9 protein-coding genes are annotated in these 6,585 nt (G+C 66.3%); 6 read left to right on the forward strand and 3 right to left on the reverse strand.

The features are described 5' to 3' along the window. Positions 1–6: 6 nt before the first annotated feature. The gene (locus tag J7024_RS29350; RefSeq protein WP_124830129.1) at positions 7–942 is read left to right on the forward strand and encodes an SPFH domain-containing protein; all 936 of its coding nucleotides are present in this window, start codon (positions 7–9) and stop codon (positions 940–942) included. A gap of 104 nt (positions 943–1,046) precedes the next feature. On the opposite strand, the gene smpB is transcribed toward J7024_RS29350, so the two are convergent. Further along, the gene (gene smpB / locus J7024_RS29355; RefSeq protein WP_006758548.1) at positions 1,047–1,493 is read right to left on the reverse strand and encodes an SsrA-binding protein SmpB; all 447 of its coding nucleotides are present in this window, start codon (positions 1,491–1,493) and stop codon (positions 1,047–1,049) included. A gap of 98 nt (positions 1,494–1,591) precedes the next feature. On the opposite strand from smpB, the gene J7024_RS29360 reads away from it, so the two are divergent. Next, complete coding sequence (locus tag J7024_RS29360) at positions 1,592–2,029, forward strand: type II toxin-antitoxin system RatA family toxin (RefSeq protein WP_124830128.1); 438 nt, start codon at positions 1,592–1,594, stop codon at positions 2,027–2,029. 4 nt (positions 2,030–2,033) lie between these two features. After that, the gene (locus J7024_RS29365) at positions 2,034–2,357 is read left to right on the forward strand and encodes an RnfH family protein (RefSeq protein WP_124830127.1); all 324 of its coding nucleotides are present in this window, start codon (positions 2,034–2,036) and stop codon (positions 2,355–2,357) included. 60 nt (positions 2,358–2,417) lie between these two features. On the opposite strand, the gene J7024_RS29370 is transcribed toward J7024_RS29365, so the two are convergent. Together J7024_RS29370 and J7024_RS29375 are read right to left on the reverse strand one after the other, a co-directional pair. Further along, entirely contained in the window at positions 2,418–3,401 is a 984-nt protein-coding gene (locus J7024_RS29370; RefSeq protein ID WP_175751318.1) for a DMT family transporter, read from the reverse strand. A gap of 160 nt (positions 3,402–3,561) precedes the next feature. Further along, positions 3,562–4,236, reverse strand: a complete 675-nt coding sequence (locus J7024_RS29375) for a glutaminyl-peptide cyclotransferase (RefSeq protein ID WP_234745684.1) — start codon at positions 4,234–4,236, stop codon at positions 3,562–3,564. On the opposite strand from J7024_RS29375, the gene J7024_RS29380 reads away from it, so the two are divergent. From J7024_RS29380 to J7024_RS29390, 3 genes are all read left to right on the forward strand, one after another. Beyond that, entirely contained in the window at positions 4,142–4,417 is a 276-nt protein-coding gene (locus tag J7024_RS29380) for a hypothetical protein (protein ID WP_234745685.1), read from the forward strand. The two genes, J7024_RS29375 and J7024_RS29380, sit on opposite strands and share 95 nt — an antisense overlap. A 192-nt stretch (positions 4,418–4,609) precedes the next feature. Next, positions 4,610–6,070 (forward strand): IMP dehydrogenase, encoded by a 1,461-nt coding sequence (guaB, locus tag J7024_RS29385; protein ID WP_124830125.1) that lies wholly within the window; start codon positions 4,610–4,612, stop codon positions 6,068–6,070. A 6-nt stretch (positions 6,071–6,076) separates the two neighbouring features. After that, positions 6,077–6,585, forward strand: a 509-nt coding sequence (locus tag J7024_RS29390) for a hypothetical protein (protein WP_234745683.1), incomplete at its 3' end; no start/stop codon positions are given.

Below are 6,585 nucleotides of genomic sequence, written 5' to 3' on the forward strand. Positions count from 1 at the left end.
CACTGCATGGATACGCTGGTCATCTGGGTCGTCCTGCTTATCATCGCCATGGTGATCGTGTCGAAGACGGTGAAGATCGTGCCGCAGCAGCATGCGTGGGTGCTCGAACGTTTCGGGCGCTATCACGCGACGCTGTCGCCCGGTCTCAATATCGTGCTGCCGTTCGTCGACCGGATCGCATACCGGCACGTGCTGAAGGAAATCCCGCTCGACGTGCCGAGCCAGGTCTGCATCACGCGCGACAACACGCAGCTTCAGGTCGACGGCGTGCTGTACTTCCAGGTCACCGATCCGATGAAGGCATCGTACGGGTCGAGCAACTTCGTGCTGGCGATCACGCAGCTCGCGCAGACGACGCTGCGCTCGGTAGTCGGCAAGCTCGAGCTCGACAAGACCTTCGAGGAGCGCGACTTCATCAACCACAACATCGTGTCGGCGCTCGACCAGGCCGCGGCGAACTGGGGCGTGAAGGTGCTGCGCTACGAAATCAAGGACCTGACGCCGCCGAAGGAGATCCTGCACGCGATGCAGGCGCAGATCACCGCCGAGCGTGAAAAGCGTGCGCTGATCGCTGCCTCCGAGGGCCGCAAGCAGGAGCAGATCAACCTCGCGTCGGGCGCGCGCGAAGCGGCGATCCAGAAGTCGGAAGGCGAGCGGCAGGCCGCGATCAACCAGGCGCAAGGCGAGGCGGCCGCGATTCTCGCGGTTGCCGAGGCGAACGCGCAGGCGATCCAGAAAATCGCGCAGGCGATCCAGTCGCAGGGCGGGATGGACGCCGTGAACCTGAAGGTTGCCGAGCAGTATGTCGGCGCGTTCTCGAACCTCGCGAAGCAGGGCAATACGCTGATCGTGCCGTCGAACCTGTCGGATCTGGGCACGGCGATCGCATCGGCGCTGACGATCGTGAAGAGCGCGGCGCCGGCCGCGGCCGGCAAGGGCTGAGCGTGGGCTGAACGCACGGCGATCGGCCCCGACGCCTTATACCGTAGAAAGCGACACGGCCCGCTGCGAGCGGGCCGTGTCGTTTGCGATGCAGGCTGGGCGAATCAGGTGCCGGCGCGCATGATGCGCGCCTTTTCGCGTTCCCAGTCGCGTTTCTTCTCGGTTTCGCGCTTGTCGTGCAGCTTCTTGCCCTTCGCGAGCGCGATGTCGCATTTCACGCGACCGCCCTTGTAATGGAAGTTCAGCGGCACGAGCGTGTAGCCGCGCTGCTCGACCTTGCCGATCAGTTTCTTGATTTCCTCGCGGTGCAGCAGCAGCTTGCGCGTGCGGACCGGATCGGGGGTGATGTGCGTCGAGGCTTCGGGCAGCGGGCTGATATGGGTACCGATCAGGAAGATCTCGGCGTTCTTGACGACGACGTAACCTTCCTTGATCTGGCCGCGGCCGGCGCGCAGCGCCTTGACTTCCCAGCCCTCCAGCACGAGCCCCGCCTCGTAGCGCTCCTCGATGTGATAATCGAAGTGCGCTTTCCTGTTGTCGATGATGCTCATGAAAGGATCGGGCCAACTCGTTTAAAATCACGATTTTAGCAAAGCGGGGCGGGAATCGCCCGGCTTGCGTTCTCACTTAAGGCGATGCCGCGCGATTTATGGCAGATGTCCAGAAAACCGTATTGATCCGCCACTCGGCGGAACAGATGTTCGACCTCGTCACCGACGTGGCCGACTACCCCAATTTCCTGCCGTGGTGCGGCGGCGTCGAAGTTCGTCGTCAGGACGACAGCGGGATGGAAGCGCGCATCGATATCAACTTCAAGGGCATCAGGCAGCATTTCGCGACGCGCAACACGCAGCAGCGTCCGACGCGGATCGACATGGAGTTCGCGGACGGCCCGTTCAAGAAGTTCACGGGCTCGTGGCGCTTCATCCCGCTGCGCGCCGATGCGTGCAAGATCGAATTCGCGCTGCACTACGAGTTCTCCAGCATCCTGCTGGAAAAGATCATCGGGCCCGTGTTCAGCCATATCGCGAACACGTTCGTCGATTCGTTCGTCAAGCGTGCCGATCAGCGCTACGGGAAGGGGTGACGCGATGCTGTCGATCGAAGTCTGCTACGCGCTACCGGATCGCCAGACGCTGATTCCGGTGTCGTTGCCCGACGGCGCGACTGTGCGCGAGGCGATCGACGCGAGCGGCGTGCTCGCGCGGCACCCGGAGATCGATCTCGCACACGCGAAGACCGGCGTGTTCGGCAAGCTCGCGCCGCTAGACGCGCCGCTCGCCGACCATGACCGCGTCGAGATCTACCGCCCGCTGATCGTCGATCCGAAGCTCGCGCGCCAGCGGCGCGTCGACAAGACCCGTCGCGAAGGCTCCATCGAGGGCCGCAAGTGGATGCACAAGGACGCGCGCTGACGCGCGTCGTGGCACCCGCCTTTTTCGTTCCGATTCATCAGACAAGACGCGCGGCCGCGCTCAGTGGGCCGCGCTGCTCGCGCTCACGGCCGCGCTGCCGGTCGCGTTGCCGCTGTCGTGCGTGTCGCTGTGCCGGCGCACCGATCCGTAGACGCCCGCCAGCAACAGCGCGAGCGCCGCGATCTCGAGCGTGCGCGGCATCCGGTGGTCGTAGACGAACGCGTAGAGCATCGCGAACACGGTTTCGAACACGATCAGCTGGCCCGACAGTGTGAGCGGCATCCGCTTCGACGCCGCGTTCCACAGTCCGTTGCCGAGCCACGACGCACCGATCGCGAGCGCAAGGTTCAGCACCCAGAACAACTGCCAGCGGGGTGCCGGGACGGCCGCCTGCACCGTGCCGGACGGCAGCGCGAGGATTGTGACCCAGCAGAGGCCGCCGATCACGCCCGTCACGACACCCCACAGCACCGACCATTCGTTGCCGCTGAAATGATGGTGACGCTGCAGGTAGCGCGCGTTCGCGACTGCGTACCAGGTCCAGCTCGCGAGCGCGCCGCTTGCGCACGCGATGCCGGCGAGCTTCTCGACGAGCGTCGTCGCCAGCGCGGCTTCCGATGTGAAGAGGTCGACGTTGATGCAGACGATGCCGGCGATCACCAGCGCGAGCGGGGCGGCGAGGCGTCGCAGCGGGACGGCGCCGCGGTCGCCGAGGCCCAGGAGCGTGACGGTCACGGGCAGCACGCCTACGATCAGCGATGTGGGGGCTATGCCGATCAGGTGCACGGCGGTGGACAGCAGCATGTAATACGCGAGATTGCCGATCAATGCGAGCTTCGCGAGCGCGACGAGATCCTCGCGGGTCAGTCGCGCAAGCAGCGAACGAGCCGTGGGCAGCGCGGCCGCCAGCGACACGAGACCGTACATGGCATAGCGGCCGGCGCTCAGCAGCAGCGGCGAGAAGTCGGTCATCAGGCGTGGAACGAGAAATACCATGCCCCACAACGCGCCCGCGAGGACGCCATACACTACACCGCGCTGCATCGACTGCTCCGAACAAAATGACTGACGAGCGCGCATCTTAACGATGCCGGTGCGACCGCGTCTTGTTCATTCCTGCACTCGGAGTGGGGCGGGGTGATGAGGCGGCCGCAATCCGGTTCTGTTTGCCGGCGGATCGGGGTGCCTGCCGGCGATCGGCGGATCAGCGTGCGACCGGCTCGGCCGGTGCGGCCGCTGTCACACTGTCGCCTGCCACGTGCGCGGGGCGCCGCACGGCGCGCAGCTTGCCGCTGTTGCCGCCGCCGCAGAAGAACGTGTCGCGGCCGTCGGATTCGAGCCCCGACACACCGATGCCGGGCGGCATGTCGACCTGTTCGACTACCTGTCCCGTGTGCGGATCGATCCGCCGCAGCTCGCTCTGGTCGGCTTCCCACGTACCGTGCCACAGCTCGCCGTCGACCCACGTCACGCCGGTGACGAAGCGGTTCGATTCGATCGTGCGCAGCACGGCGCCCGATAGCGGATCGACCTGATGAATCTTGCGCTCGCGGTACTGGCCGACCCACAGCGTGCCTTCGGCCCATGCGAGCCCGGAATCGGCGCCGCCGCCGGGCGCGAGAATCGTCGCAAGCACGCGGCCCGAGTCCGGATCGATCTTCTCGATGCGGTCCTCGACGATCTGGAACAGGTGACGGCCGTCGAACGCCGTGCCGGCATGCGCCGGTTGCCGGATATGCCGGGCGGCCGGGCGGCCGGGTGCCGGCGCCGCGTGGCGACATGGCGTGCGGGCCGCGCTGCGCTGCGGGAACCTGATGGCTGTGGTTCTGGCGACGGGCGTGCTGGGTCTGCGGGTGATGGCCGTCGTGACGGTGGCGATCGCCGCCGAGCGACTGGTGCCGGCCGGTGGCGAACGCGTTGCGCGGATGGTCGTCGGCGGTGTCGCGATCGGCGCCGGGTTCGTGATGATCATGTGTGCGGCCGGGTTAGGGCGGCTTCGCCGCGCTGCAAGGCCGGCGGAGGCGTTGCAGCCAACGCCGCATGGGCCGGCGGCGGCATGAAATCGGCCCGGTGGCGGCCGGTTGCGCGAATGGGGTGAAGCCGGGGTGAAACGAAAGGCGATCGAAAACGAACCGAACGGCGATCCGAACGATTCGGCCCCCGAACGCTGGAAAACGGCTAACCCGTTGTTCGTGTTGTGAAAATTCGCAGCGCTTCGCGTATAATTCGCTTTTGCGCCCATAGGATTTGCCATGCGTCTGATCCAAAAAGCACTCACTTTCGATGACGTGCTCCTCGTTCCCGCCTTTTCCGACGTTCTCCCGCGCGACACCAGCCTGAAAACCAAGCTGACCCGCAACATCTCCCTGAACATGCCGCTCGTGTCCGCCGCGATGGACACGGTCACCGAGGGTCGCCTCGCGATCGCGATGGCGCAGCAGGGTGGTGTCGGTATCGTCCACAAGAACCTCACGCCGGCCGAGCAGGCCCGCGAGGTCGCGAAGGTCAAGCGTTTCGAATCGGGCGTCGTCCGCGACCCGATCACGGTCCCGCCGCAGATGAAGGTGCGCGACGTGATCGCGCTGTCGCGCCAGCATGGCATCTCCGGCTTCCCGGTCGTCGAAGGCCCGCAGCTCGTCGGTATCGTCACGAACCGCGACCTGCGTTTCGAAACGCGCCTCGACGAACCCATCAAGTCGATCATGACGCCGCGCGATCGTCTCGTCACGGTCAAGGAAGGCACGCCGCTCGCCGAAGCGAAGGCGCTGATGCACAGCCACCGCCTCGAGCGCGTGCTGGTCGTCAACGACGCGTTCGAACTGCGCGGCCTGATGACCGTCAAGGACATCACCAAGCAAACCGAACACCCGGACGCGTGCAAGGACGAACACGGCAAGCTGCGCGCAGGCGCGGCAGTCGGCGTCGGCCCAGACAACGAAGAGCGCGTCGAGCTGCTCGTGCAGGCAGGCGTCGACGTGATCGTCGTCGACACCGCGCATGGCCACAGCAAGGGTGTGCTCGAGCGCGTGCGCTGGGTCAAGCAGAACTTCCCGCACGTCGAAGTGATCGGTGGCAACATCGCGACGGCAGCCGCCGCGAAGGCGCTCGTCGAATACGGCGCGGACGCGGTCAAGGTCGGTATCGGCCCGGGCTCGATCTGCACGACGCGGATCGTCGCGGGTGTCGGCGTGCCGCAGATCAGCGCGATCGCGAACGTCTCGGAAGCGCTGAAGGGCTCCGGCGTGCCGTGCATCGCCGACGGCGGCGTGCGTTTCTCGGGCGACGTGTCGAAGGCCCTCGCGGCCGGCGCGAACGCGGTGATGATGGGCAGCATGTTCGCGGGCACTGAAGAGGCGCCGGGCGACGTGTTCCTGTACCAGGGCCGTCAATACAAGTCGTACCGCGGCATGGGTTCGGTCGGTGCGATGAAGGACGGCGCGGCAGATCGCTACTTCCAGGACAACTCCGCGAACATCGACAAGCTCGTGCCGGAAGGCATCGAAGGCCGCGTCGCCTACAAGGGCTCGGTCAACGCGATCCTGTTCCAGCTGGTCGGTGGCGTGCGCGCGAGCATGGGCTACTGCGGCTGCAAGACGATCGACGAACTGCACGACAAGGCCGAATTCGTTCAGATCACCGCGGCGGGCATGCGTGAGTCGCACGTGCACGACGTGCAGATCACGAAGGAAGCGCCGAACTATCACGTGGACTGATCGCCGATGAAACCGCTGCTGCGAGCCGTGCTGATCATCGATGCCGTGCTGTTGCTGGCGTTCGGCGTGCTGTTCGTGCTGACGCCCTGGCAGGCGCTTTTCAACGCGTTGCAGCTCGCGAACATCCAGCCGGCGATGCTCGGCCAGGCGTTCGGCATCGCGCTGCTCGGGCTCGCGTGGCTCGCGTTTCACGCAGCGATCAACGGCGAACTCACGGCGCCGGTCGCACGTGCGGTCGGCCATGTGAACTGGCTGATCGGCGTGCTGACGGTCGTGTGGTCGATCGGCACCGGTAACGGTCCCGCGCTTGCTGCTGCCGGCAGGGTGCTGTCGGCGGTGGCCGGCGTTGCGCTGATCGTGCTCGGCCTCGGCGGCGTGCGGCTCGCATCGGCCGTGCGCCGGCGCGAGAAGGCGCAGGCGCCCGAAGCGCGGGCCGCGACGGGTCCGGTCCAACCGGTTCCCCCCCCCGTGCCGCCGCCTGTCGATCCCTGTGCCAGCCGCCCCGCGCCCCCCTC

The organism is Burkholderia sp. WTPI3 (genome assembly GCF_021483755.1).
GTDB lineage: Bacteria > Pseudomonadota > Gammaproteobacteria > Burkholderiales > Burkholderiaceae > Burkholderia.